At 62.9% G+C, this 23,437-nt stretch carries 28 protein-coding genes and 1 pseudogene; 19 read left to right on the forward strand and 10 right to left on the reverse strand.

What is annotated here, in order from left to right:
• The first annotated feature begins 3 nt into the window (after window positions 1–3).
• From X751_RS162105 to X751_RS162070, 9 genes and pseudogenes are all read left to right on the forward strand, one after another.
• Window positions 4–630, forward strand: a complete 627-nt coding sequence (locus tag X751_RS162105; RefSeq protein ID WP_023743675.1) for a cytochrome c oxidase assembly protein — start codon at window positions 4–6, stop codon at window positions 628–630.
• 1 nt (window position 631) lies between these two features.
• The gene (locus X751_RS162100; RefSeq protein ID WP_023668416.1) at window positions 632–1,513 is read left to right on the forward strand and encodes a cytochrome c oxidase subunit 3; all 882 of its coding nucleotides are present in this window, start codon (window positions 632–634) and stop codon (window positions 1,511–1,513) included.
• 82 nt (window positions 1,514–1,595) lie between these two features.
• Window positions 1,596–1,730: pseudogene (locus X751_RS1000000165105) on the forward strand (L,D-transpeptidase family protein); the annotation flags it as partial.
• Between the two features lie 13 nt (window positions 1,731–1,743).
• Entirely contained in the window at window positions 1,744–2,130 is a 387-nt protein-coding gene (locus X751_RS162095) for a DUF983 domain-containing protein (RefSeq protein ID WP_023685423.1), read from the forward strand.
• On the forward strand, window positions 2,127–2,882 hold the full coding sequence (locus X751_RS162090; RefSeq protein WP_023692072.1) for an SURF1 family protein: 756 nt from the start codon (window positions 2,127–2,129) through the stop codon (window positions 2,880–2,882). Before X751_RS162095 ends, X751_RS162090 begins: the two co-directional genes overlap by 4 nt.
• A 161-nt stretch (window positions 2,883–3,043) precedes the next feature.
• Complete coding sequence (ispH, locus tag X751_RS162085) at window positions 3,044–4,054, forward strand: 4-hydroxy-3-methylbut-2-enyl diphosphate reductase (protein ID WP_023743676.1); 1,011 nt, start codon at window positions 3,044–3,046, stop codon at window positions 4,052–4,054.
• Window positions 4,055–4,061: 7 nt separating this feature from the next.
• Window positions 4,062–5,024: a homoserine kinase gene (locus tag X751_RS162080; protein WP_023668411.1), complete on the forward strand. Its 963-nt coding sequence runs from the start codon at window positions 4,062–4,064 to the stop codon at window positions 5,022–5,024.
• Entirely contained in the window at window positions 5,021–5,557 is a 537-nt protein-coding gene (gene rnhA, locus X751_RS162075; protein ID WP_023668410.1) for a ribonuclease HI, read from the forward strand. Before X751_RS162080 ends, rnhA begins: the two co-directional genes overlap by 4 nt.
• A 29-nt stretch (window positions 5,558–5,586) precedes the next feature.
• Window positions 5,587–6,171, forward strand: coding sequence for a histidine phosphatase family protein (locus X751_RS162070; RefSeq protein ID WP_023743677.1), 585 nt, complete (start codon window positions 5,587–5,589; stop codon window positions 6,169–6,171).
• Between the two features lie 72 nt (window positions 6,172–6,243).
• Here the strand turns inward: X751_RS162070 and X751_RS162065 are convergent, their stop codons facing one another.
• The 3 genes from X751_RS162065 to X751_RS162055 form a co-directional block, all read right to left on the reverse strand.
• Complete coding sequence (locus X751_RS162065) at window positions 6,244–6,723, reverse strand: DUF2938 domain-containing protein (RefSeq protein WP_023743678.1); 480 nt, start codon at window positions 6,721–6,723, stop codon at window positions 6,244–6,246.
• A gap of 87 nt (window positions 6,724–6,810) precedes the next feature.
• Complete coding sequence (locus X751_RS162060) at window positions 6,811–7,293, reverse strand: peroxiredoxin (protein ID WP_023702006.1); 483 nt, start codon at window positions 7,291–7,293, stop codon at window positions 6,811–6,813.
• Window positions 7,294–7,384: 91 nt separating this feature from the next.
• Entirely contained in the window at window positions 7,385–8,191 is an 807-nt protein-coding gene (locus X751_RS162055) for a protein-disulfide reductase DsbD domain-containing protein (protein WP_023743679.1), read from the reverse strand.
• 215 nt (window positions 8,192–8,406) lie between these two features.
• Here X751_RS162055 and X751_RS162050 point away from each other — a divergent pair, with 215 nt between their 5' ends.
• On the forward strand, window positions 8,407–9,015 hold the full coding sequence (locus X751_RS162050; protein WP_023668405.1) for a YqgE/AlgH family protein: 609 nt from the start codon (window positions 8,407–8,409) through the stop codon (window positions 9,013–9,015).
• A 196-nt stretch (window positions 9,016–9,211) separates the two neighbouring features.
• On the opposite strand, the gene X751_RS162045 is transcribed toward X751_RS162050, so the two are convergent.
• Genes X751_RS162045 through thrC form a run of 4 tightly spaced genes read right to left on the reverse strand, consistent with a single transcriptional unit; the run spans window position 9,212 to window position 15,419 of the window.
• Window positions 9,212–12,100 (reverse strand): EAL domain-containing protein, encoded by a 2,889-nt coding sequence (locus tag X751_RS162045; RefSeq protein ID WP_023706671.1) that lies wholly within the window; start codon window positions 12,098–12,100, stop codon window positions 9,212–9,214.
• 3 nt (window positions 12,101–12,103) lie between these two features.
• Window positions 12,104–12,700, reverse strand: a complete 597-nt coding sequence (locus tag X751_RS162040; protein WP_023668403.1) for a GNAT family protein — start codon at window positions 12,698–12,700, stop codon at window positions 12,104–12,106.
• Between the two features lie 14 nt (window positions 12,701–12,714).
• A complete protein-coding gene (locus X751_RS162035; RefSeq protein ID WP_023668402.1) occupies window positions 12,715–14,007 on the reverse strand; it encodes a pitrilysin family protein in 1,293 nt (430 codons plus the stop codon).
• 14 nt (window positions 14,008–14,021) lie between these two features.
• Window positions 14,022–15,419: a threonine synthase gene (thrC, locus tag X751_RS162030; RefSeq protein ID WP_023743680.1), complete on the reverse strand. Its 1,398-nt coding sequence runs from the start codon at window positions 15,417–15,419 to the stop codon at window positions 14,022–14,024.
• Between the two features lie 126 nt (window positions 15,420–15,545).
• Between thrC and X751_RS162025 the strand changes: the two genes are divergently transcribed.
• The 7 genes from X751_RS162025 to X751_RS0132465 all read left to right on the forward strand — a co-directional run bounded on the left by X751_RS162025 (window position 15,546) and on the right by X751_RS0132465 (window position 18,826).
• The gene (locus X751_RS162025; RefSeq protein ID WP_023687159.1) at window positions 15,546–16,277 is read left to right on the forward strand and encodes a hypothetical protein; all 732 of its coding nucleotides are present in this window, start codon (window positions 15,546–15,548) and stop codon (window positions 16,275–16,277) included.
• 199 nt (window positions 16,278–16,476) lie between these two features.
• Window positions 16,477–16,800: a metalloregulator ArsR/SmtB family transcription factor gene (locus tag X751_RS162020; RefSeq protein WP_023668399.1), complete on the forward strand. Its 324-nt coding sequence runs from the start codon at window positions 16,477–16,479 to the stop codon at window positions 16,798–16,800.
• Window positions 16,797–17,222, forward strand: coding sequence for an SRPBCC domain-containing protein (locus tag X751_RS162015; RefSeq protein ID WP_023668398.1), 426 nt, complete (start codon window positions 16,797–16,799; stop codon window positions 17,220–17,222). Before X751_RS162020 ends, X751_RS162015 begins: the two co-directional genes overlap by 4 nt.
• 57 nt (window positions 17,223–17,279) lie before the next feature.
• Complete coding sequence (locus X751_RS162010; RefSeq protein WP_023687162.1) at window positions 17,280–17,672, forward strand: VOC family protein; 393 nt, start codon at window positions 17,280–17,282, stop codon at window positions 17,670–17,672.
• A 25-nt stretch (window positions 17,673–17,697) separates the two neighbouring features.
• The gene (locus X751_RS162005) at window positions 17,698–17,919 is read left to right on the forward strand and encodes a hypothetical protein (protein WP_023668396.1); all 222 of its coding nucleotides are present in this window, start codon (window positions 17,698–17,700) and stop codon (window positions 17,917–17,919) included.
• Between the two features lie 3 nt (window positions 17,920–17,922).
• Window positions 17,923–18,381, forward strand: coding sequence for a DUF1801 domain-containing protein (locus X751_RS162000; protein ID WP_023743681.1), 459 nt, complete (start codon window positions 17,923–17,925; stop codon window positions 18,379–18,381).
• A 13-nt stretch (window positions 18,382–18,394) separates the two neighbouring features.
• Entirely contained in the window at window positions 18,395–18,826 is a 432-nt protein-coding gene (locus X751_RS0132465) for a DUF1801 domain-containing protein (RefSeq protein ID WP_245260083.1), read from the forward strand.
• A 5-nt stretch (window positions 18,827–18,831) separates the two neighbouring features.
• On the opposite strand, the gene X751_RS161995 is transcribed toward X751_RS0132465, so the two are convergent.
• On the reverse strand, window positions 18,832–19,518 hold the full coding sequence (locus X751_RS161995; protein ID WP_023743682.1) for an HAD family hydrolase: 687 nt from the start codon (window positions 19,516–19,518) through the stop codon (window positions 18,832–18,834).
• 187 nt (window positions 19,519–19,705) lie between these two features.
• Here X751_RS161995 and X751_RS161990 point away from each other — a divergent pair, with 187 nt between their 5' ends.
• Window positions 19,706–20,839, forward strand: coding sequence for a site-specific DNA-methyltransferase (locus X751_RS161990; protein WP_023668392.1), 1,134 nt, complete (start codon window positions 19,706–19,708; stop codon window positions 20,837–20,839).
• 220 nt (window positions 20,840–21,059) lie between these two features.
• Here X751_RS161990 and X751_RS161985 read toward each other — a convergent pair whose 3' ends face one another.
• Window positions 21,060–21,671, reverse strand: a complete 612-nt coding sequence (locus tag X751_RS161985) for an HAD family phosphatase (protein WP_023668391.1) — start codon at window positions 21,669–21,671, stop codon at window positions 21,060–21,062.
• 22 nt (window positions 21,672–21,693) lie between these two features.
• Window positions 21,694–22,815, reverse strand: coding sequence for an A/G-specific adenine glycosylase (gene mutY, locus X751_RS161980; RefSeq protein ID WP_023743683.1), 1,122 nt, complete (start codon window positions 22,813–22,815; stop codon window positions 21,694–21,696).
• A 50-nt stretch (window positions 22,816–22,865) separates the two neighbouring features.
• Here mutY and X751_RS161975 point away from each other — a divergent pair, with 50 nt between their 5' ends.
• A complete protein-coding gene (locus tag X751_RS161975; RefSeq protein WP_023687168.1) occupies window positions 22,866–23,372 on the forward strand; it encodes a DUF721 domain-containing protein in 507 nt (168 codons plus the stop codon).
• Window positions 23,373–23,437: the final 65 nt, after the last annotated feature.

Here is a 23,437-nt window from a genome sequence, read left to right on the forward strand (position 1 = left end):
ATGATGACCCGCCAGACCGTGACCGATCCCAGGAAGAAGAACACCAACCGCATCGTCGCCGCCGTCTGCGTCGCCTTCTTCGGCGGCATGATCGGCATGGCCTACGCCGCGGTGCCGCTCTACAAGATGTTCTGCCAGGCCACCGGCTATGGCGGCACCACGCAGCGCGCCGAAAAGCAATATGCCGGCCGCATCCTCGACCGTGACATCACCGTGCGCTTCGACGCCAACACCAACGGCATTCCGTGGCAGTTCCAGCCGGTCGCCCGTTCGGTCACCATCAAGATCGGCGAGACCACGCAGGCGCATTACAGCGCCACCAACAAGCTCGACCGCGCCGTTACCGGCCGCGCCACCTTCAACGTGCAGCCGGAACTGGCGGGCCCCTACTTCAACAAGGTCGAGTGTTTCTGCTTCACCGACACGACGCTGAAGCCCGGCGAGACGCTGGACATGCCAGTCGTGTTCTATGTGGATCCCGATATCGTCAACGTGCCGGAACTGAAGGACTTGAAGACGATCACCCTGTCCTACACGATGTTCCCGGTCCAAAAGAACAAGCCGGTGGCGTCATCGACGCCGAACAGCAGCAGCAAAGTTTCAGATACCGAAGCAAATCTCGGGGGTTGATATGGCAGACGCGCACGCAAAACCACAACACGACTACCATCTCGTCAACCCGAGCCCGTGGCCCTTCCTGGGGTCGATCGGCGCACTGGTGACTGCAGTCGGCGGCGTCGCCCTGATGCAGTATCTCAAGAACGGCGATTTTCCAATTTTCGGCCACAACATCGCCAATCCATGGCTGTTCTTCATCGGCCTGGTCATCGTCCTCTACACGATGTTTGCCTGGTGGTCGGACACCATCAAGGAAGCGCATGAGGGCCACCACACGCGCGTCGTGTCGCTGCATCTGCGCTACGGCATGATCATGTTCATCGCTTCGGAAGTGATGTTCTTCGTTGCCTGGTTCTGGGCCTATTTCGATGCCAGCCTGTTTCCGAGCGAAGTGCAGAATTACGCCCGCACCGCTTTCACTGGTGGCGTCTGGCCGCCGAAGGGTCTCGAAGTCCTCGATCCCTTCCATCTGCCGCTCTACAACACCATCATCCTGCTTCTGTCGGGCACCACGGTGACATGGGCGCACCATTCGCTCATCCATGGCGACCGCAAGGGCCTGATCAACGGCCTGGTGCTGACCGTCGGCCTCGGCATGCTGTTCACCATGGTGCAGGCCTACGAGTACATGCACGCTCCGTTCGGCTTCAAGGATTCCATCTACGGCGCGACCTTCTTCATGGCGACCGGCTTCCATGGCTTCCACGTCATCATCGGCACCATCTTCCTGCTGGTCTGCCTGATCCGCGCCTGGAAAGGCGACTTCACGCCCAAGCAGCATTTCGGCTTCGAGGCGGCTGCCTGGTACTGGCACTTCGTCGACGTGGTCTGGCTGTTCCTGTTCGCATCGATCTACGTCTGGGGATCGGTCGGCGCGGTGATCGAAGGCCACTGACGGCTTTCACCGAACCGACAAATCAGAAGGGCGGTCGCGGCAACGCGGTCGCCTTTCGTCTTTTCGGCGCCCATCAATGGCCAACGGATTCGGCTGGTCGGGCTGGCTGCTTCAATTGGTCGACTGGACCGATGGCTGCATTGGGGTTACCGACTGCGACATGGACCAAATCTGGACTATGGTGCCGGATGGAACGCTGATCGAAATCGAGCCGTAAAGCATGACTATCCATGAGTGAAGATAGGGCGATCTGGCCACCCATCGAGCCGATCTCGGCCGGCCTGCACGGACGCTGCCCGCGCTGCGGCGAAGGACGGCTGTTTTCCGGCTTCCTCACCGTCGGCAAGCGCTGCAACAATTGCGGCCTCGACTATTCCTACGCCGATGCCGGCGACGGCCCGGCGGTGTTCGTCATCCTGATCATCGGCTTCATCGTCGTGGGGCTGGCGCTGTGGGTGGAGGTCACGCTGAGCCCGCCGCTCTGGCTGCATTTCATCATCTGGATACCGCTGGCCGTGGGACTGTGCCTGACGGCGCTGAGGTTGATCAAGGGGGTGCTGCTGACGCTTCAATACGCCAACAAGGCGGCCGAAGGCCGCCTGGACCAGGGGCAATGAGCGAGGCGCTGACCAAGCCCGCCGGCCGCTCGCGGCCGAAGACGGCATTGCTGCTCGGCCTCGGCCTGGTGGTGTTCGTCATCCTGCTCGGGCTTGGCACATGGCAGGTGCAGCGCCTGTACTGGAAGGAAGCCCTTCTGCAGACCATCGACCAGCGCACCCATTCAGCGCCGCAGCCGCTGGCGGACGTCGAGAAGGAATTCGCCGCCACCGGTGATGTCGACTACACGCCGGTCACCGTCAGCGGGACGTTCCTGCACTCCGGCGAGCGGCATTTCTACGCCACATGGGACGGCGACGCCGGCTTCAACGTCTATACCCCGCTGGCCCTCGACGATGGCCGCTATGTCCTGATCAACCGCGGCTTCGTTCCCTATGATGTCAAGGATGCCGCCAAGCGCCCGCAAGGGCAGGTGACCGGCAAGGTCACGGTCACCGGCCTGGCGCGCAACCCGCTGCCGGCCAAGCCGTCGATGATGCTGCCCGACAATGACGTGGCCAAGAACATCTTCTATTGGAAGGATCGTGACGTCATGGCGGCGAGTGCCGGCCTGCCGGCCGGTGCCGTGCTGGTGCCGATCTTCATCGACGCCGACAAGACGCCGAACCCGGGCGGGCTGCCGGTCGGCGGCGTCACCATCATCGACCTGCCGAATTCTCATCTGCAATATGCCTTCACCTGGTATGGCCTGGCGGCGGCTCTTGCCGCGGTTCTGATCATCAGGCTGCGCCGTCCGGCAAAGACTGAATGATCCAGAGCATGATCCCGAAAAGTGGGAACCGGTTTCGGACAAGATCATGCTCCAACAAAGAGTTAGATCAGGTTGACCATTCAACCTGATCCAACTGCCCTTGACAGGGCAGGGGTGCACACCTCATTTCGCCAAACGATACGATCAACCGATCTGGAATCATGCTGCAGACCGCCACAAAACCACCGCTGACGATCCGGCTCTGCCAGCCGCGCGGCTTTTGCGCCGGTGTCGACCGCGCGATCCAGATCGTCGTGCTGGCGTTGAAGAAATACGGCGCGCCGGTCTATGTCCGCCACGAGATCGTGCACAACCGCTATGTCGTCGAGGGCCTGCAAAGCCTTGGCGCGGTTTTCATCGAGGAACTCTCGGAAATCCCGGCCGAGCACCGCAAGTCGCCGGTTGTCTTCTCAGCCCACGGCGTGCCGAAATCGGTGCCGGCCGACGCCAAGGCACGCGAGCTCTTCTATCTCGACGCCACCTGCCCGCTGGTGTCCAAGGTGCACAAGCAGGCGATGCGCCATCAGCGGCTCGGCCGCCATGTGCTTCTGATCGGCCATGCCGGCCATCCCGAAGTGATCGGCACCATGGGCCAACTGGCTGAAGGCGCCGTCACGCTGATCGAGACCGAAGCCGACGCTGGGACCTTTGCCCCCGCCGACCCGGAAGCGCTCGGCTTCGTAAGCCAGACAACGTTGTCGGTCGAAGACACTGCCGGCATATTGCGGGTGCTGCAGGAGCGCTTCCCGCAACTGCATGCACCGGCCGCCGAATCGATCTGCTACGCCACCACCAACCGCCAGGAAGCGGTCAAGAAAACCGCCGCCGGCGCCGATCTCTATCTGATCGTCGGTGCGCCCAATTCCTCCAATTCGCGCCGTCTTGTCGAAGTGGCGGAGCGCGCCGGCGCCACCATGTCGCTTCTCGTACAGCGCGCCGCCGAAATTCCGTGGAATGACATCACGAATATCTCGACGCTCGGCCTGTCTGCCGGCGCGTCGGCGCCGGAGATCATCGTCGACGAGATCATCGACGCCTTCCGCCAGCGCTTCGAGGTGAACATCGACCTGGCGATCACGGCCACCGAAACGGAGGATTTTCCAGTCATGCGGGTTCTGCGCGATGTCGAACTGACGCGGGCCGACATGGCCTTCGTCAACGGAGCCGCGTGAACAGCCCATGGCGGTCTACACCGACGTCAATGAGGGCGAACTCGGCGCGTTCCTGAGGGCATATCCAGTCGGCGAACTCTTGTCCTACAAGGGTATCGCCGAAGGCACGGAGAATTCGAATTTCCTGCTGCACACCTCAAGCGGCTCTTACATACTGACGCTCTACGAGAAGCGCGTCGACAAGGCCGACCTGCCGTTCTTCCTCGGCCTGATGGGCCATCTCGCCCGCAAAGGCATTTCCTGCCCGCTGCCGGTGACCGCGCATGACGGCACCGTCATCGGCACGCTGGCCGGCCGTCCCGCGGTCATCATCACCTTCCTCGAAGGCCTGTCGCTGCGGCGGCCGACAGCGGCGCATTGCGCCGAGGTCGGCAAGGCGCTCGCCGCCCTGCATTTGGCCGGGCAGGATTTTGCGATGACGCGTGACAACGCACTGGCCATCGAGGGCTGGCGCAAATTGTGGAACGCCTCGCGCGACCGAGCCGACGAGGTCGAGCCGGGACTGGCGGCCGAGGTCGACGCCGATTTCGCGGATTTCGAACGCCATTGGCCGCAGGGCCTTCCTGCCGGCATCATCCATGCCGATCTGTTTCCCGACAATGTCTTCTTCCTCGGCGAGAAACTGTCCGGCCTCATCGACTTCTATTTCGCCTGCCACGACCTCTACGCCTATGATGTCGCCACCTGTCTCAACGCCTGGTGTTTCGAGAAGGATTTCTCCTTCAACCTGACCAAAGGCACGGCGCTGCTGGCCGGCTATCAGAGCGTGCGGCCTTTGAGCGATGGCGAGAAAGCAGCGCTGCCGATGCTTTCGCGCGGTTCGGCGCTGCGCTTCATGCTGACCCGGCTCTATGACTGGCTGACGGTTCCAGAGGGCGGGCTGGTCATGAAGCGCGATCCGACCGAATATATCCGCCGCATGCGCTTCCACCGCGCGATCAGGTCGCCTTCGGAATACGGACTGACATGACCAAGCAGGTTGAAATCTTCACCGACGGCGCCTGCTCGGGCAATCCCGGTCCCGGCGGCTGGGGCGCCATCCTGCGCTTCAACGGCAAGACCAGGGAATTGTCGGGCGGCGAGGCCGAGACGACCAATAACCGCATGGAGCTGCTGGCCGCCATCTCGGCGCTGAATGCGCTGAAGGAGCCGTGCGCCGTCGAGCTTCACACCGACAGCAAATATGTCATGGACGGTATCTCCAAATGGATCCACGGCTGGAAGAAAAACGGCTGGAAGACCGCTGACAAGAAGCCGGTCAAGAACGGTGAACTGTGGCAGGCGCTGGATGAGGCCAATCGGCGCCACAAGGTGACCTGGAACTGGGTCAAGGGCCATGCCGGCCACACCGAGAACGAACGCGCCGACGAACTCGCAAGGGAAGGCATGGCGCCGTTCAAGAGGGGCTCAGCCAAACCTGCGGCGCCGAAAGTGGCGCTGAAGCCGGGGGCATCCGAGAAGCAGCCGGCGCCACGGGCACGGCGCTCGACCCAAAGCTATTGAGCTCAAGCTATCGGCAGGGGATCTCACTCATGCCGATCGTATACTACATCACCCATCCCCAGGTTCAGATCGATGCCAACGTTCCCGTGCCGCACTGGGGGCTGTCCGAGATCGGACGAGCGCGAGCATCAGCTATGCTCGATCAGCCATGGGTCGGATCGATCCGCCGTGTCGTCTCGTCGGCCGAGCGCAAGGCGATCGAAACCGCCGAGATCCTTGGCAAACACCTCGGCCTCGCGGTCGAGGTGAAGGAGCGCATGCATGAGAACGATCGGTCGGCAACCGGCTTCCTGCCGCCGCCGGAGTTCGAGGCGGTCGCCGACCAGTTCTTCGCCAATCCGCACAAAAGCATTCGCGGCTGGGAACGGGCCATCGACGCCCAGCAACGCATTGTCAGCGAGGTCGAAACGGTGCTGGGTGCTGCCGACGGCGGCGACATTGCCTTCGTCGGCCATGGCGGCGTCGGAACGCTCTTGCTGCTCTGGCTCAGCGGCCGCGCAATCAGCCGCGCGGCGGATCAGCCGGCCGGCGGCGGCAATTACTTCGCCTATGATGTCGGCACGCGCCGCGTCGTCCACGGATGGCGGCCGATAGACAGTCTGGCGCCGCGCTAAAGCGGATGTCAGGAGATCATCGATACCGTAGCCGCGATGAAGCCGCTGGCGACCAGCGGATAGAACCTGTCCTCAGCGGATCAGCAGGGCCGTGCCGTAGAGGCCGAGCGCGAACACCGTGTGCGAGATCACGTTGAAGGCGCGGATCTGCATCCCGTTGGGGCGCTTTGACGCAGCCCAACCGGCGCCCATGCCGGGCGCCAGCAGGAACCAGCCGGCGCCGATGGTGACCATGCCGAGGATGAAGGCCGGCAGGAAGGTCGGCGCGTCCAGCCATGCCGTGCCCACCAGCGCCACCAGGATGAAGCCGTAGACGATGCCGGTGACATAGTGGAAAGCCCAGCCCAGCGCCTGCTCATGCGCATAGGGTGCGGCTTGGGCGATATCGTTGTGGAAAACCTTGCCTTCCCTAAGGTGCCAGACCCAGCGGCCGGGCGGCCCCCAGTTCGGCCGCGGCTGGCTGAGCGCCAGATGCAGGAACAGCGCCCAAAGATCCATCAGCACCGTGGCGCCGATGCCAATCGCAATGCTGCGCCAGATGATGTCAAACATCGTCGATGTCCCCCAAAGCAGGCAATCCGGCTGGAAGCGCGTGGTCGTCAGGCCATGGCGTTCATGAGCCGACGCGGCCGCCGCGGTTTAGAGCTGGCTCAGAATGTGAGCGGCACCCGATGTGTCGACTCCTGGCTTGGTCTCGACATTGAGCGCCGTGACCTTGCCGTTGTCGACGACCATCGAGAAGCGCTTCGAGCGCAATCCCATGCCGCCGCTGGAATAGTCGGAGTCGAGGCCGATCGACTTGGCGAAGTCGCCATTGCCGTCGGCGAGATAGAGGATCTTGCCTTGACCGCCGGTGAAATTCGCCCAGGCGCCCATGACATGGACATCGTTGACCGACACGACGGCGATGGTGTCGACGCCGCGGGCCAGGATGGCATCGTGGTTCTCAAGATAGCCCGGCAGATGATTGTTGCTGCAGGTCGGCGTGAAGGCGCCTGGAACACCGAACAGCACGACCTTCTTGCCCGCGAAAATCTCGGCCGAGGTGATCACCTTGGCGCCGTCGGCGGTCATTTCCTTGAAGGTCGCATCGGGCAGTTTGTCGCCAACGGCAATCGTCATGATGGTCCTCGTGTGAAAAGCAGGGAAGGTTTCTTGCGATAGCGAAATCGGGCATCTCCCGCAACCGCGAAAGCCTGGATCGGGTTCGGTATCAGGGAAACGGCAGAACGCCCTCGACCGCGCCTTCGGCACTTGTCAGGGTGTAATACAACCCGCCATCGGTCGGTGTCGTCGACGGCCGGTCGAGGATCGGAATGGTAAACACAAGCCGGCCGTCCTTCTCGTTGCGCGCGGGCGCCCCGAACATATAGTCGCGTCCCCCGGCGACGAATAAATCCGCCGCCTCCGGATCGCCGGGAAAAGTCGCCTCGACGATCAGCGTCTCATGGTCGCCCGGCAGCACCTTGATCCCGAAATCGGGCTTGGCAGGCGCGGGCAAGGTGGCGAGTGCCGCCTTCACCAGCGCCGCATCCTCGGCATTGTCGGGATCGGCGGCGGGATCGACGCTCAGCCGCGTCTGCACCGGAATACAGATCGTCTCGCAGATGCCGAGAAAGATGTCGGCATCGATGACGGCCGTATCCCCAGGCGACGACAAAGTGAATGTCACTGGCAGCGAGACCGGATGGTTGTAGCCGGCCCATTTGCCGTAGCCGTCGTCATGGCGCTGCGGCGGCGGGAAGGAAAACGCCGCATCGGTGATGTTGGTGCTGGCCGAAACGTCGATCTGCGGCGGCACGCCGGCGTCGCCCGGATCGCGCCAATAGGTCTTCCAGCCGGGCTTTAGCGCGATGTCGAGCACGCCATGGATGCGACCGGCCTCGTCAGCCTTGCCTGATGTCACGAGCCGCACCCTGCCCCCTTCGCTGTTGTACCAGTCGGAAGACGAGGCGGCGGCGGGAAGGGCTACTCCGCATCCGATGGCGGCGCCGAGCAGCAGGATTTTCAAGCTTTGCATGGCGTTGATTTGATCGTCAGTTCATGGCCGCGCAATGTTTTCATGGCGCTCTGCGTATCATATTTGCGTGACCTTCGGGCAAGGAACAGTTGGCTTCAAGCAATCGGCCGAGTGAAGTTCGCAGTCAAGATTCCGTTGTTCCAACCGTTGGGCTTTGGCCGAATCGCACGCGGCGCATCTTTTCGGCGTCCCGGAAACGCGTTACGCTCCAGTCCATGGACTTGTTGCGCCACAAAAAGACAGCCGGTGGACGCGGCTTTCTTGACGACCAGTTCCTGATTGCCATGCCCGGCATGAAGGACGATCGCTTCACGCGCTCGGTCATCTACATCTGCGCGCACAGCGATGAAGGCGCCATGGGCCTGATCATCAACCAGACGCAACAGATGCTGTTTCCCGATCTTCTGGTGCAGCTCGGCATCATGAACGAGCAGGAGGCGATCAGGCTGCCGGCGCAGGCTCGCGACTTCGTCGTGCGCAATGGCGGCCCCGTCGACCGTAGCCGCGGCTTCGTCCTGCACTCGGGCGACTACCGGGTGGAATCCTCGCTCACCGTCTCCGACGATATCTGCCTGACCGCGACGGTCGACATATTGCGCGCCATCTCGTCCGGCCGCGGCCCGCGGCGCGCATTGATGGCGCTCGGCTATTCCGGCTGGGGCGCCGGCCAGCTGGAAACCGAGATCGCCGAGAATGGCTGGCTGACCTGTCCGGCCACGCCGGAGCTGCTGTTCGACGCCGACATCGAGCGGAAGTACGACCGCATCCTGGCATCGATCGGGATTGATCTGGCGCATCTGAGCCTGGCCGCGGGGCACGCCTGAGGCCTCGCATTCGCCGACGTTCCGCCGAACCTTCGCGACTAGCCGAAGCCGCCCGCCACTTTCGTCATCCTAGGGTCTGCGCCGCGTCGCTGCGCTCCTTGCTTCGCCCTAGGATGACGAAGGCGCGGTCGCTTCAGCTAATTTTCGGGGTTCATTCCAATGTAACCACGCGCCTGCACGACGCATGCCTCACCCATCACGCCTGCGTCATCGGGTACTGCTCTTTCAACGCCTTCAGCACCTGGTCGCCTGGCATCGGCGCGCCGAACATGAAGCTTTGCACATACTCGCAGCCCATCTGGCGCAGTTCCAGCGCATCGCTTTCGTCGGAAATGCCCTCGGCCACCACCGACAGGCCGAGTTCATGCGCCATGTTGACCATGGATTTGAGCAGCACCGCCCGCTTCGGCGTCGCGTCGTCGACGAAGCTCTTGTCGATCTTGATGGTGTCGAAGGGGAAGCGGGTCAGATAGGCGAGCGAGGAATAGCCGGTGCCGAAATCGTCCAGCGACAGGCCGATGCCGAGCTGCTTGAGCTTGGTCAGCACATGCGAGGTCTGCTCTGGATTGTCCATGACCAGCGATTCGGTAAGTTCGAGCCGGAAGCAGCGCGGCTTCAGATTGGCGCGGGCGATGACCGAGCGGACATCGCTGACCAGGTCGCGGCGGATCAGCTGGCGACTGGACAGATTGACCGACACCGACAGCGGCGTGTCGCCGATTTGCTTTTGCCAACCGGCGAGGTCTTCGGCCGCCTGCTGCATGGCAAACAGCCCAAGCTGCACGATCAGGCCACAGCTTTCGGCGACCGGGATGAAATCGCCCGGCGGGATCATGCCGCGGCGCGGATGGTCCCAACGCAGCAGCGCCTCGAAGCCGGCAATGCTGCCGTCCTCCAGCCGTACGATCGGCTGGTAGGCAAGGGTGAACTCACGCCGCTCGATGGCGCGGCGCAGATCGGATTCGAATTGCAGCCGGTCGGTGCCGACGGTGCGGAAGGCCGGCCGGAACGGCTCGATCCTGTCGCCGCCGAAGCGCTTGGCCTGGTGCATGGCAAGCTCGGCGTCCTTGACCATGTCTTCTGCCGAAGTCTGCGCCGAGGTCCAGGTGATCAGGCCGATCGAGGCAGTCAGCACGATCTCGCGCTTGGCGAAGGTGATCGGGTTGTTGATGGCGTGCTTGATGGCGTCTGCCACCGCCGCGATGCGGGAGGGTTCCTGTTCGGAGAGCAGCATCAGGGCGAACTGGTCACCGGCAAAGCGCGACAGCGAATCCTTAGGTTTCAACAGCCGGTGCAAGCGGCGCGCAATGGTGAGCAGGATGGTGTCGCCGGCCGAGATGCCAAGCCCGTCATTGACCTGCTTGAAACGGTCGATGTCGATGACGAAGACGGTGGGGCGCACCTTCTCTTCGGTGCGCGCGATCGAGATGATGGCTTCCAGCCGGTTCATCAGAAGTTCGCGGTTGGGCAGGCCGGTCAGATTGTCGTGAACGGCATCGTGCAGCAGCCTTTCCTCGGACTTTTTCTGCTCGGTAACGTCGACCATGGTGCCGACGCAGCGAATCACTTCGCCATCCGAGCCGATCACCGGCCGCGCCCGAAGCAAGAACCAGTGGTAGTGCCCGTCGGCGCCGCGCAGGCGGAAATTCTGCGAGACCCGGCCGCGCCGATGTTCGAGCACCACGTCGAGCGTGGTGCGGAACGTGTCGCGGTCGTCGGCATGCAGCACCGGCAGCCAGTTGCGGGCCGCACCCCCCAGGCTGTTGGGAGCGAGGCCAAGCTGGATGCTGACGTCGGGCTTGGTGACGACGCGGTCGCGCAGCACGTCCCAGTCCCACACCGTGTCGCCGGAGCCGGCTACGGCCAGCGCCTGCCGTTCGAGGTCGGAGAACAGGCCCTGATGCAGCGCGCCGCCGGCAAAGGCATGCTGCATGACGGTGAAGCCGATCAAAAGGATGATCAGGATCAGCCCGCCGCCCAATGCCGGCTGGGCGATGTCGTTGTCGAGCATGCCGGTGATCGCCATCCACGACCCGCATAGCCATAGCAGCACCATCACCCAACTGGGCACCAGCATGATCGCACGGTCATAACCACGAAGACCGAGCAGGATGATGAGGCCAAGCCCGGTCAGCGCGGTGGCGGCGAAGGACAGCCGGGCAATACCGGCGGCGACGGCCGGATCGATGATGGCCACACCCGCAATCAGCACCAGGCCGAGGATCCAGACCAGCGCGCCATAGCTGAAATGGCCGTGCCACCGGTTGAGGTTGAGATAGGCGAACAGGAACACCACGAAGGTCGCCGCAAGCGCCACCTCCGTTCCCGCCCGCCACATCTGCTCGTTCCCGGGCGATATCTCTATGATCTTGTTTAGAAAGCCGAAATCGACGCAGATATAGGCAAGTACCGCCCACGCAAGTGCGGCTGTCGCCGGAAACATCGAGGTTCCCTTGACGACGAAAAGGATGGTCAGGAAGAGCGCCAGCAGCCCGGCGATGCCGATGACGATGCCGCGGAACAGCGTATAGGAATTGACCGAGTCCTTGTAGGCTTCCGGCTCCCATAGATAGACCTGCGGCAGCTTCGGCGAGGCGAGTTCGGCGATGAAGGTGATCACCGTTCCCGGGTTCAGCGTCACCCGGAACACGTCGGCGTCGGAGCTTGACTGGCGGTCGAGCGCGAAGCCCTCGCTGGGGGTGATCGCGGCGATGCGGGTGGCGCCGAGATCGGGCCAGAAGATGCCGGAATTCACCAGCCGGAAATGCGGCGCCACGATCAGCCGGTCGAGCTGCTGGTCGGTGGTGTTGGCGAGCGCGAATACCGCCCAGTCGCCGCTCGAGCGCGCGTCATTGGCCTCGACCTCGATGCGTCGCACGATGCCGTCGGGACCGGGCGCGGTCGACACCTGGAAGTTTTCGCCCTGATTGACGTAGATCTGGACGGCGCGCGACAGGTCGAGCGCGACATCGTCGCGGGCAATCTTGATCGGTTCGACGGCGAAGGCCGGGAGCGCCGCGCAAAGCGTGACGACAACCGCCAGAACAAAGGCCAACAGCGACCCGTTTCGCAGGAAATTCGTCAAAAATCAGTCCTTCGTTCCAGCGCCCGGCGGATCGTCCGCGATCCGGGCGTAGAGGTAGTGGTCCTGCCAGATGCCGTTGATCCTGAGGTAGGATCGCAGAAGTCCTTCGCGCCGGAATCCGGCTTTTTCAAGCACGCGGATCGACCGGACATTGTCGGGAATACAGGCAGCTTCGATCCGGTGCAACCTCAGCGTATCGAAGGCGAAGCGGCAGACCACCTTGACCGCGTCGGTCATCAGGCCGCGGCCGCCAAACCGCTCCCCGATCCAGTACCCGACATGGCCGCTTTGCGAGACGCCGTGGCGGATATTGCCGAGCGTAATGCCGCCGGCAAGCTTGCCGCTCGCCTTCTCGAAGATGAAGAAGGCGATGGCTGTCCCCTGCGCATAGTCTTCGCGGTAGCGGCCGATGCGCAGCCGCCAGGCGGTGCGGTCGAGTTCATCGGGCGTCCAGCGCGGCTCCCACGGTTCGAGGAAGGCACGGCTTTCGCCGCGCACCGCTGACCATTCTCGATAGTCGTTGGTGTAGGGCACGCGCAGCATGACCCGGTCGCCTTTCAGTGCCGGCAGGTCACGGCGAAAGAAAGGGAGCGCGAACACCGGCGCTTGAAGGCTTAGACGGCGAGCTTGCGGGCCGTGGTGTGCGTGCCCGCAAGCGAATCGAGAATCGCCTCATAGGGCGCGAGCGTACCCACCGGTCCAACCGCAGTCAGCGTCGGCTTGGTCGAAAACAGCCGGGACGAAAGGTCGGTCAGCCGCTCGACGGTCAGCGCCGACAGCCGTTCCATCAATTCCTCCTTGGCGATCGGCCGACCGAACAGAAGCAGCTGCCTGGCGATCTGCGAGGCGCGGCTGGCCGGGCTTTCAGCCGACATGATCAGGCCGGCGCGATATTGCGCGCGGGCGCGGTCGAGCTCTTCCTGAAGGATATTCTCGCCGGCCTTCTGCAGCTCGTCGATAATGACCGGCACCAGTTCGGCAATGTCGCTCTGCCCGGTCGCGGCATGAACGCCGAAGATGCCGGTATCGGAAAAACCCCAGTGGAAGGCATAGACCGAATAGCACAGGCCACGCTTTTCGCGGACCTCCTGGAACAGCCGGGACGACATGCCGCCGCCGAGGATCATCGACAGCACCTGCGAAGCGTAGAAATCGCGCACATGATAGGCTCGGCCTTCGAAGCCGAGCACGATCTGCGCGTCCATCAGGTCGCGATCCTCGCGGAAATCGCCGCCGACATACTGCGCATATTGCGGCATCGTGCTGTCGGACTTGCTGCGGAAACCGCCGAGCTGCTTTTCGACCTCGCGCACGAAATTGTCGTGCTTAATGTCGCCTGCCGCCACGATCACCATCTTCTCGGCGCCATACTGGCGCTCTATGAAATCATGCAGCTGTTTGGAGGTGAAGGATTTGACGGTTTCCGGCGTGCCGAGGATCGAGCGGCCGATCGTCTGGTGGCGGAAGGCGGTCTCGGTGAAACGGTCGAAGACGATGTCGTCGGGCGTGTCGTGCGCGGCGCCGATCTCCTGCAGGATCACATGCTGCTCGCGCTCCAGTTCCTCTGGGTCGAATTCGGACTCCTGCAGGATATCGGCAAGGATATCCACCGCCAGCGGCACATCGTCGGACAGCACCCTGGCGTAATAGGACGTCGTCTCGACTGATGTGGCGGCATTGATCTCGCCGCCGACATCCTCGATTTCCGAGGCGATCTCGAAGGCCGTCCGCCTTTTCGTACCCTTGAAGGCCATATGCTCGAGCAGATGGGCCATTCCGTGCTCGTCGTCACGCTCATTGCGGGCGCCGGACTTGACCCAGGCGCCAAGGGCAACGGATTCGAGGCTTGGAAGGGTTTCGGTGGCGACTGTCAGGCCGTTCGACAGACGGCTTACCTCAACACCCATATGGCAAGTACTCCCTAACGCGCTGCCCTTGAGTGGCGGCTCACGTAATCTTCCACCATTTTCAGGTCGGATGGAAGTACCGTGTACTTTTCGTCGGCTGACATCAAGGACCCCAGCCATGCGGGCAGGGCCGGCGACACGCCGCAGGCGGCTTCGACCGCGGCCGGGAACTTGGCCGCGTGCGCCGTGCCCAGCACCACCATCGGCACTGCACCGTCAGCCTTGCCGGCGGCGACATGCACGGCCGCGGCCGTGTGCGGATCGAGCAGATAATTGCTGGATTCGAGCGTTGAACGGATGGTGGCGGCAACCTCGTCCATATCAGCGCGTCCGGCGTCGAATTCGGACCGCATCCGGTCGATTTCTGCGGTTTCGATGGTGAAGGCGCCGGATTGCTTGAGGCCGGCCATGTAACGCCGCACCGTCTCTGCGTTACGGTCGCAGGCCTCGAACAGCAGTCGCTCGAAGTTCGACGATACCTGGATGTCCATCGATGGCGACGTCGTCGCAAACACACCCTTGGTGCGGTATTCACCGGTCGCGAAAGTGCGCGCCAATATGTCGTTGTCGTTGGTGGCGACGATCAGCCGCTCGATCGGCAGGCCCATCTTCTTGGCGGCGTAACCGGCGAAAATATCGCCGAAATTGCCGGTCGGCACGGTAAAGGAGACCGGCCTGTCCGGCGCGCCGAGCGAAAGCGCCGAGGAAAAATAATAGACGATCTGGGCCATGATGCGGGCCCAGTTGATCGAATTGACGCCCGACAGCGACACGCGATCACGAAAACCATGATCGTTGAACATATCCTTCAGCAGGCCCTGGCAATCGTCGAAATTGCCTTCGATGGCCAGCGCCTGGACGTTGGTGGCCGTCGATGTCGTCATCTGCCGCTGCTGCACCGGCGAGACGCGGCCATGCGGAAACATCACGAAAATGTCAGTTCGGTCGCGGCCGGCGAAGGCATCGATGGCGGCGCCGCCGGTGTCACCCGAGGTCGCGCCGACGATGGTTGCGCGCTGGCCGCGCTCAGTCAGTACATGGTCCATCAGCCGGGCAAGCAGCTGCATGGCAACGTCCTTGAAGGCCAGCGTCGGACCGTGGAAGAGTTCAAGGATGAACGTGTTGGCGCCGGTCTGCACCAGCGGGCAGACGGCCTGGTGGCGGAAGGTGGCATAGGCTTCTCGCACCAGGCGCTCGAAGACGGGTGCGGCGATCTCGCCGCCGAGGAACGGCGTCAGCACGCGGATGGCGAGGTCCGCATAGGGCAGGCCGCGCATGGCGCGGATCTCGGCTGCCGAAAACTGCGGCCATGTCTGCGGCACATAAAGCCCGCCGTCGCGGGCCAGCCCCGCCAGCACCGCGTCGGCAAATCCAAGCACGGGTGCATCCCCGCGGGTACTCACATAGCGCATCGTCAAGGTCCATTGCTGCCGCCGGTTCATCCACGGCAATTGGTTAATTTTCCGAGCCGGCTCAGTCGCATTTTTGCCGTGGCGTTGCTATACGTCACCAACTTTGCGAGAGGGAAGTGCAGTTTCATGGCGTTTCACAAGTTCAACCGTCGCTTTGTCGCGGGTCTGGCGCTCACCGGCTTTATGCTTGCCGCCGCCGGTTGCCAATCCAGCGACAATGGCATCCTCAATCTCGGTTTCGGCAAGAAGACCGACCCGAATGCGCCAATACCGCCTCAGGATCCCAAGGTTCTCGCCAGCCAGTTGCAGGCCTACTGCCCGAAAGTGACGGTGCGTGACGGCACCGCATACTTCAATACCTACGCCAAGGGCGCGCCGCAGCCGAAAAAGAAAAAGGCTGATGCAACACAGGATGCCGAGGCCGCTGCCGCCGCGCAGACGGCGCCTGACGGCTCCATCGTCGATCCGAACAAGGATCCGGCCAAGATCATCTACCAGGCCTCGATCAGCGATGTGAGCCGCGATTGCAGCCGTGCCAACGGCCAGTTGACGATGAAGGTTGGGGTTGCCGGCAAGATCGTGCCGGGACCGCTGTTCGCCCCCGGCACCATCACCATGCCGATCCGCATTGCCGTCATGCACGGCCCCGACGTACTTTATTCGCAGATCCACCCCTATCAGATCCAGGTCAGCGATCCCTCGACCGCCACCCAGTTCGTGTTCACCGATCCCAACGTCGTCGTGCCCGAACCCTCCGCCCGGGATTACACTGTCTATGCCGGCTATGACGACACCGCGCCGGCGGCGGTGGACAAGAAGTCCGGCAAGAAAAAGAAGCGCGCTCCGGCGACGAACTAAGCGCCTGGGCGCCGCCGCTGCTGCGACGGTGCCGGTCAACTCTTTGAAAGATCCAAACGATCCGATCGTAATCCTGCAGGCGTGCGCCTGCGGCAGGTCGCGTCTGCGCTTTAATCTCGATCCATTCCGCCAGCGCACTTGACTCATCCATATCCCGGCGGTTATACGTCAATCAATAGCTCGCAGGTTATTGATCCCGATGCCGGACGCCCACGATACTTTGTTCAGAACGCTTGCCGACCCGACCCGGCGGGCCATCTTCGAGCGCTTGTGCCGCCAAGGTGAGCAGACCGTGGGGGCGCTGACGGCGCAGTCCGGGGTCTCGCAACCGGCGGTGTCGAAGCATCTCGGCGTCCTGAAGCTGGCCGGCCTGGTGCGTGACCGCCACGCCGGACGCCAGACCCACTACAGCGCCCAGCCCGCGGCACTTGGCCCGCTGACCGACTGGACAGTTCAAATGACTGGATTCTGGGAGAGCCGCTTCGATGATCTCGAGAGCCTGCTGAAAAGGATGGACCAGTGAGCAATCCCGAGCTGCGCACCGTCGTCGTCGAACGTGAAATATCCTGGCCGGCGGAGAAGATCTGGCGCGCGTTGACGCAGCCGCATCTGATTGAGGAATGGCTCATGAAGAACGATTTCAAGCCTGTCGTCGGCCACAGCTTCAATCTTCGCGGCGACTGGGGCGGCGTGCTCGACTGCGAGGTGCTGGCCATCGAGCAAAACAGGACGCTGTCCTACAGCTGGGATTTTGCGCATGAGGATGCCGCCTACAATCTGACGAGCGTGGTGACGTTCACGCTCACACCCACGAGCTCGGGAACCCATCTGCGCGTCGAGCAGTCGGGCTTCCATCCGAGCCAGAAGCAGGCCTATGGCGGCGCCAGGGCCGGGTGGCAGCAATTCCTCACCAAGCTGGAGCAGGTCCTGGCGAAGCCGGATTGAAGCCTGCCGGTACCATGCCCTGATCGCGGGGCACCGAATGCAAAAAGGAGGAAATCGATGAAGATCAAGCTGACCAGCGTCTATGTGGACAACCAGGACAACGCACTGCGCTTCTACACCGACGTGCTGGGCTTTGCTGTGAAGGCCGACTTCAGCAATGGGGCTTTTCGTTGGCTGACCGTCATCTCACCCGATGAGCCCGAGGGAGCCGAGCTACAGCTGGCGCTCAACGACAACCCGGCCGCCAAGGCCTACCAGCAGGCCATCTTCAAGCAGGGGCAGCCCGCGCTCATGCTGTTCACCGACGACGTCAAGGGTGATTACGAGCGCATCAAGGGACGCGGCGGTGCGTTCGCCATGGCGCCGACAGAAGTGACCGGCTCGACCATCGCCCAGCTCAACGACAGCTGCGGCAATCTCATCCAGATCACCCAACTGGCGCGTTGGTAGGCGCTGGTTTCAAGAGGAAGTTGCAATGAACTTGAGCAAATGGATACGTCAAACCCATCGTTGGCTGTCGATCATCTTCACGCTGACCGTGGCAGCCAATTTCATCACCATGGCGTTCGGGCAACCTCCGGCCTGGGTGGTCTATTCGCCGCTGCTGCCGCTATTCCTGCTGCTGTTCAGCGGCCTCTACATGTTCGTGCTGCCTTACGTCGCGAGATCGCGTGGCGAGCAGGGCGCGCAAGGGTAGGACATGGCCAAGGCGCCGGGAAAATCGAAGGTCGCAAAACCGGCCCCAGACAAGCCGGAAAAGCCGGTCCTGCTTTCGGGCGGCAACCCGCAGATCCCTAAGGTCTATGGGGACGCTCCGGTGCAGGCATATATTGCCGCCATGCCGGGCTGGAAAAGCGATGTCGGGCGCCGGATCGACGCACTTATCGTCAGCGCCTTCCCCGGCGTCTGCAAGGCGGTGAAGTGGAACTCACCGTTCTATGGCATCGAGGGCGACGGTTGGTTCCTCAGCCTGCATTGCTTCACCAGATACGTCAAAGTCGCCTTCTTTCGCGGCACGTCGCTCGATCCTGTGCCTCCCGGCGGTTCCAGGCAAAAGGAAGTGCGCTATCTCGACATCCATGAAGGCGAAGAGATCGGCGAAGCCCGCTTCGCCTCCTGGGTGAAGCAGGCCAGCCGATTGCCCGGCGAGAAGATGTGAACGGAGGCAGACCATGAAGATCAGCATGTCGAGCAAGGACGAGGGAGGCGCCTCTGCCTCCGAGCGGATAGATGCCCGAATCCGGGAGCTGGACGATTGGCGGGGCAAGACGTTGGCCAGCCTGCGCAAGACCATCCTCGACGCCGACCCGGAAATCATCGAGGAGTGGAAGTGGATGGGCAGCCCGGTATGGTCACGCGACGGCATGATCGCCGTCGGCAACGCTCACAAGGACAAGGTGAAGCTGACCTTTTCTCACGGTGCCAGCCTGCCGGATCCCGACAGGCTGTTCAACAACGGGCTCAACGGCAAGGTGTGGCGCGCCATCGATGTGTCGGAGGGCGACGTGATCGATGCGGATGCGCTGAAAGCGCTCGTCCGCGCCGCGATTGCCTACAACAGGGCTAAGAAGAAACCGGCCAGGTCGGCCAAAGCCAAGGACTGATCGGTTCAGGCGTCCGACCACTCCGACAGAGCGGCAATCACACTTTTCAGTTCGGCCCAGCGGCGGATGACGGTTTCGGCTCCGGCTTCGGTCAGCACATCGGCATGGCCGGGATAGCTGTGCGCGGCGCCGGTGAAGCCGATCACGCGCATGCCGGCGGCCCTGGCGCCGGTGACGCCGTGCACCGAATCCTCGATGACGAAGGTGTTTGCCGGATTGGCGTTGAGTTGCTCCGCCGCGATCAGGAACACATCCGGCGCGGGCTTGGTTTTCTTGCTTGGTACTTCCCGCGCTGAAAAAATCCGGCCGGCGAAGAACGGCAGCAGGCCCACTTTCTCGAGCATGAACTCGATCCGCTCCAAGCGTGAGTTCGAGCAGACGCAGCGCGGCGCGGTGACCGCGGCGACCGCCTCGCGCACGCCGTCGATGGCGCGCACGTCGCTGCGCAGTTTGCGGTCGACCAGCTCTTCGGCCCGGTCGATCATCGAGGCCTGGAACGGGATGGCGGATTTTTGCTCGACCCGCATCATGATGTCCTTGAAGGTCAGTCCGGCATAGGTTTCGGCGTATTCCTCAGCCGAAATTTCATATCCGGCCAAGGTCAGCAATTCGGCCTCGACGCGGGCTGCGATGATTTCGGAATCGACGAGCACGCCGTCGCAATCGAAGATGACAAGATCTGGCTGGGGCATGGCAATCCGAACGAGGAGGGTGATGGAGGCCCGGCAAGGCTCAAGCGGCGCGACATACACCAACGGGCCGGGCTGCGCAAATTGACGACGTCAGGGCTGCCTGGACCGTTGCGTCCTTCACCGAATATTTACGCTGATCGGTAACCATAACGGGGAGTAAACAGTAACGCGTGCCTTGGGTGTAAAAATGTCTGCCGTGCGTCTTCTCGCCGACCTCTCCCACGCCCCCCAGCAATCCGAGTGGCTGGACACGATCCTCAAGGGCGATTGTGTCGCCGCGCTCGACCGGCTGCCGGAAAAATCCATCGACGTCATCTTCGCCGATCCGCCTTACAATCTGCAGCTCGACGGCGATTTGCACCGGCCCGACCAGTCCAAGGTCGACGCCGTCGACGATGACTGGGACCAGTTCGAGAGTTTCGAGGCCTATGACGCCTTCACCCGCGCCTGGCTCCTGGCGGCACGCCGCGTGCTGAAGCCGAATGGCACCATCTGGGTTATCGGCTCCTACCACAACATCTTCCGCGTCGGCGCCAAGATGCAGGATCTCGGCTTCTGGATCCTCAACGATGTCGTCTGGCGCAAGACCAACCCTATGCCGAATTTCCGCGGTCGCCGCTTCCAGAACGCGCATGAGACCATGATCTGGGCTTCGCGCGACCAGAAGGGCAAGGGCTATACCTTCAATTACGAAGCCATGAAGGCATCGAACGACGACATCCAGATGCGCTCCGACTGGCTGTTCCCGATCTGCACTGGCGGCGAGCGGCTGAAGAACGACAATGGCGACAAGCTGCATCCGACGCAGAAGCCGGAAGCGCTGCTCGCCCGCATCATGATGGCCTCGACCAAGCCGGGCGACATCGTGCTCGACCCGTTCTTCGGATCCGGCACAACCGGCGCCGTGGCCAAGCGGCTTGGCCGCCATTTCGTCGGCATCGAGCGCGAGCAGGCCTATATCGACGCCGCCAATGAGCGCATCGATGCCGTGCGGCCGCTGGAAACCGCCGATCTCACCGTGCTCACCGGCAAGCGCGCCGAGCCGCGCGTCGCCTTTGTCAGCCTCATCGATACCGGGCTTATGCAGCCCGGCGCCACGCTTTACGATGCCAAGAAGCGCTGGTCGGCCAAGGTACGCGCCGACGGCACGGTGGCGATCGGCGACAGCGCCGGCTCGATCCACAAGATCGGCGCCGAAGTGCAGGGCCTGGACGCCTGCAATGGCTGGACCTTCTGGCACTATGAGCGCTCGGGCGGCCTGACCCCGATCGACGAACTGCGCCGCATCGCCAGGCTCGGCATGGAACGGGCAGGGGCCTGACGCTACCACATAAAGGTCGGCGCCCTACGGCGCCCCCCTCTGGCCTGCCGGCCATCTCCCCCCACGAGGGGGGAGATCGCGCGCTTCATTGTTTTCGCCAACCTTCAACGTTGTAAGAAAGAGCCGTCGGCGAGGCTGCCAATCTCCCCCCTCGTGGGGGAGATGCCCGGCAGGGCAGAGGGGGGCGCCATAAAGCGCTACCTCGACCCCTCTGCGTAGCTCAGGTCGCGATGCCATACCGCTCAAGGTCCGCCTTGAGCGTTTTTGCATCTGTGAACAGCACAGCATTCCAGCCAGCCGCCCTGGCTCCGTCGACATTCCTGGGGCTGTCGTCGATGAACAGCGTGGCGGAGGGCTCCAGGCCGAACGCGACCACGTGATGGTCGTAGATGGCGCGGTCGGGCTTGATCTCACGGATATCGGCCGACACGGTCACGCCGCGCGGGCGGCTAAGGAAATCGAAGCGCAGTCTTGCCTCGGCAAGCGTGTCGGCGGCGAAGTTCGTCAGCATGGTCACGTCGCGGCCGCTCTCGATCAGGCCGAGCATGATGGCGACGCTGTCCTCATAGGCATGCGGCACCATGTCGTTCCAATAGCGCCGGAAATTGCGAATGTTTTCAGCATGATCCGGGTAATCCGCGATCAGCAGCGCTTCCGCCTCTTCCCACGTCCGGCCACGATCCTGCTCGATGTTCCAGTCATGCGTGCAGACATTGTCGAAGAACCACTTGCGCTCTTCGGCATCGGGAATGAGGCGGCTGAACGGAATGTTCGGATCGTAGTGGAGCAAGACGCGGCCGATGTCGAACACGATATGGCGGATTTCAGTCATTTCTGGCCTTTCAAAGCGAATGCTAGTCAATTGGGCGGTGTTTTTTGGTTGCGCCCGGTATCGCTGCTTCGATGACCTTTTTCATGACGGTCGGCAGCGCTTCTCCGGAAATGTCATGGGCCAGCGACCAGAAATGCCCTTCCGGCGCATCACTTTTCACTTGAGCGTGAAAAACTTCGAGCTCGAGCGCGAAATGGGTGAAGACATGCGCGATCTCTCCAGCGCGCCGCCAGTCGGCAGGGAAGGGCGCTGCCTCCGAAGTGGTTGCACCGTCGATCCGCGCTGTCCAACCTGTGGTCGGCACCTCGGTCATGCCGCCGAGCAGGCCCTTGTCAGGCCGCTTGCGCAACAGGATGGCGCCGTCGCCGCGCTCGGCGACGAAGGCGGCACCCCGCCTGAGTGGTTTGTCGACCTTGGGCAGGCGGACCGGAAAGCGCTCGGGGTCGCCGGACAGGATGGCGCTGCAATCCTCGCGCACCGGGCACAGCATGCAGCGCGGCCGTCTTGGCGTGCAGATCGTGGCGCCAAGGTCCATCATTGCCTGGGCGAAGTCGCCCGGCCTTGTCTGCGGAACCAGTCTTGCGACGAGCGCGCGGATTTCAGGCTTTGCCTCGCTGAGCCGCGTTGCGATCGAATAGAGCCGCGAGATGACACGTTCGACATTGCCGTCGACGACCGCCGCCGGACGGTCGAAGGCGATCGCCGCGATCGCCGCCGCCGTATAGGCGCCGATCCCCGGCAATTCCCTCAATCCCGTTTCGTTGTCGGGAAAACGGCCGCCCTGGCTCGCAACCAGATCGGCGCAGGCCTTGAGGTTGCGCGCCCGTGAATAATAGCCGAGCCCGGCCCAGGCCTTCATCACATCCTCGGCCGGCGCAGCCGCCAGCGCCTTCACATCAGGCCATTTCTCGACAAAGGCGCGAAAATAGGATTTTACCGCTTCGACCGTGGTCTGCTGCAGCATCACTTCCGACAGCCAGATGCGATAGGGGTCCGGCCGTGCACCGCCGGCCGCCGCGTGCGGCGTGATCCGCCACGGCAGTTCGCGATGGTGCGCGTCATACCAGGCAAGCAGACGCGCGGCGATCTCTCCTGATAGAGTTGGTTCGGATGCGGCCTTGCGGGTCTGTTCGTGCAGTGCCATTGATCGCGGGCTGGCTCTAGGCTGGTGAGGAGCGTGGCTGGAGAACGTACATGGCAGGGAGAACGCCTTACGGCAATCCCGTTCCGGTGAGCGATCTCGCGACCGCGATCCTCGACCCCGTGCTGCGCAAGCGGGCCGGCATTTCGATCGGGCTGGTGCAGTCATGGGAAGAGATCGCCGGCCCCAGGCTCGCCGGCCATTCGCGCCCCGAAAAAATCCAGTGGCCGCGCCGCATGCATGAGGACGATCCGTTCGAGCCGGCGGTGCTGGTCATCGCCTGCGAGGGCATGGCCGCGCTGCACCTACAGCACGAGACCGGCGAGATCATCAACCGCGTCAATGCCTTTCTCGGCTTCAACGCGATCGGCAGGATCCGGATCGTGCAAAAGCCGGTGCTGAGGGACAAAGCCCGGCCGAAACCGACGCCGAGAGCACTGACTTCTGTCGAAAAGGCCAAATTGTCCGATACCGTCGGCAAGATCGAGGATGAAGGCTTGCGCGCCTCGCTGGAGCGTCTTGGCGCCACAATTCTTGGCCAAAGGAAGCGGCCAAGGTAATCAACCGGCAATCAGTCGGTCATGAACGCGTCATCTATCTCGCGCATTCGTGATCCTGCATGTAG

It is taken from the genome of Mesorhizobium sp. LNJC394B00 (assembly GCF_000502555.1).
In the GTDB taxonomy this organism is placed as follows: domain Bacteria; phylum Pseudomonadota; class Alphaproteobacteria; order Rhizobiales; family Rhizobiaceae; genus Mesorhizobium.

Excerpts from the sequence above, each read along its gene's own strand:
- X751_RS162060 (WP_023702006.1), bottom strand. The coding sequence starts at position 7,293 with ATGACGATTGCCGTTGGCGACAAACTGCCCGATGCGACCTTCAAGGAA.
- X751_RS162050 (WP_023668405.1), top strand. The coding sequence starts at position 8,407 with ATGGACTTGTTGCGCCACAAAAAGACAGCCGGTGGACGCGGCTTTCTT.
- X751_RS162080 (WP_023668411.1), top strand. The coding sequence starts at position 4,062 with ATGGCGGTCTACACCGACGTCAATGAGGGCGAACTCGGCGCGTTCCTG.
- mutY (WP_023743683.1), bottom strand. The coding sequence starts at position 22,815 with ATGGCACTGCACGAACAGACCCGCAAGGCCGCATCCGAACCAACTCTA.
- X751_RS162055 (WP_023743679.1), bottom strand. The coding sequence starts at position 8,191 with ATGCAAAGCTTGAAAATCCTGCTGCTCGGCGCCGCCATCGGATGCGGA.
- X751_RS162000 (WP_023743681.1), top strand. The coding sequence starts at position 17,923 with ATGGCCAAGGCGCCGGGAAAATCGAAGGTCGCAAAACCGGCCCCAGAC.
- X751_RS0132465 (WP_245260083.1), top strand. The coding sequence starts at position 18,395 with ATGAAGATCAGCATGTCGAGCAAGGACGAGGGAGGCGCCTCTGCCTCC.
- X751_RS162070 (WP_023743677.1), top strand. The coding sequence starts at position 5,587 with ATGCCGATCGTATACTACATCACCCATCCCCAGGTTCAGATCGATGCC.
- X751_RS162100 (WP_023668416.1), top strand. The coding sequence starts at position 632 with ATGGCAGACGCGCACGCAAAACCACAACACGACTACCATCTCGTCAAC.
- rnhA (WP_023668410.1), top strand. The coding sequence starts at position 5,021 with ATGACCAAGCAGGTTGAAATCTTCACCGACGGCGCCTGCTCGGGCAAT.
- X751_RS162005 (WP_023668396.1), top strand. The coding sequence starts at position 17,698 with ATGAACTTGAGCAAATGGATACGTCAAACCCATCGTTGGCTGTCGATC.
- X751_RS162090 (WP_023692072.1), top strand. The coding sequence starts at position 2,127 with ATGAGCGAGGCGCTGACCAAGCCCGCCGGCCGCTCGCGGCCGAAGACG.
- thrC (WP_023743680.1), bottom strand. The coding sequence starts at position 15,419 with ATGCGCTATGTGAGTACCCGCGGGGATGCACCCGTGCTTGGATTTGCC.
- X751_RS162035 (WP_023668402.1), bottom strand. The coding sequence starts at position 14,007 with ATGGGTGTTGAGGTAAGCCGTCTGTCGAACGGCCTGACAGTCGCCACC.
- X751_RS162095 (WP_023685423.1), top strand. The coding sequence starts at position 1,744 with ATGAGTGAAGATAGGGCGATCTGGCCACCCATCGAGCCGATCTCGGCC.
- ispH (WP_023743676.1), top strand. The coding sequence starts at position 3,044 with ATGCTGCAGACCGCCACAAAACCACCGCTGACGATCCGGCTCTGCCAG.
- X751_RS161990 (WP_023668392.1), top strand. The coding sequence starts at position 19,706 with ATGTCTGCCGTGCGTCTTCTCGCCGACCTCTCCCACGCCCCCCAGCAA.
- X751_RS162010 (WP_023687162.1), top strand. The coding sequence starts at position 17,280 with ATGAAGATCAAGCTGACCAGCGTCTATGTGGACAACCAGGACAACGCA.
- X751_RS161995 (WP_023743682.1), bottom strand. The coding sequence starts at position 19,518 with ATGCCCCAGCCAGATCTTGTCATCTTCGATTGCGACGGCGTGCTCGTC.
- X751_RS161985 (WP_023668391.1), bottom strand. The coding sequence starts at position 21,671 with ATGACTGAAATCCGCCATATCGTGTTCGACATCGGCCGCGTCTTGCTC.
- X751_RS162020 (WP_023668399.1), top strand. The coding sequence starts at position 16,477 with ATGCCGGACGCCCACGATACTTTGTTCAGAACGCTTGCCGACCCGACC.
- X751_RS161975 (WP_023687168.1), top strand. The coding sequence starts at position 22,866 with ATGGCAGGGAGAACGCCTTACGGCAATCCCGTTCCGGTGAGCGATCTC.
- X751_RS162025 (WP_023687159.1), top strand. The coding sequence starts at position 15,546 with ATGGCGTTTCACAAGTTCAACCGTCGCTTTGTCGCGGGTCTGGCGCTC.
- X751_RS162105 (WP_023743675.1), top strand. The coding sequence starts at position 4 with ATGACCCGCCAGACCGTGACCGATCCCAGGAAGAAGAACACCAACCGC.
- X751_RS162065 (WP_023743678.1), bottom strand. The coding sequence starts at position 6,723 with ATGTTTGACATCATCTGGCGCAGCATTGCGATTGGCATCGGCGCCACG.